Origin of the sequence: Mycobacterium helveticum, from assembly GCF_007714205.1 — a bacterium.
GTDB lineage: Bacteria > Actinomycetota > Actinomycetes > Mycobacteriales > Mycobacteriaceae > Mycobacterium > Mycobacterium helveticum.
In genome coordinates, this window is the sequence record NZ_VMQU01000423.1 from 1 (window position 1) to 229 (window position 229).

The 229-nt window shown below is 59.8% G+C and carries 2 pseudogenes; both read left to right on the plus strand.

Going from position 1 to position 229, the window contains the following annotated elements:
- Nucleotides 1-102, plus strand: a pseudogene (locus tag FPZ47_RS28165) (WXG100 family type VII secretion target); the annotation flags it as partial.
- Nucleotides 103-146: 44 nt separating this feature from the next.
- A pseudogene (locus tag FPZ47_RS28170) lies at nt 147-229 on the plus strand (type VII secretion protein EsxI); the annotation flags it as partial.

Genomic DNA, 229 nt, shown 5'->3' on the forward strand with positions numbered 1-229 from the left:
AACATCGTGAACATGCTCCACGGGGTGCGTGACGGGTTGATCCGCGACGCCAGCAACTACGAGCAGCAAGAGCAGGCTGCGCAGCAGAGCCTCGGCATCTAGTAGCGAAAACCGCAGTCATCCAACACTTTCGAAGGAGATAAGCAATGAGCATCAATTACTCGTTCGGGGATGTGGACGCTCACGGCGCCACGATCCGCGCGCAGGCCGCCTCGTTGGAGGCCGAGCA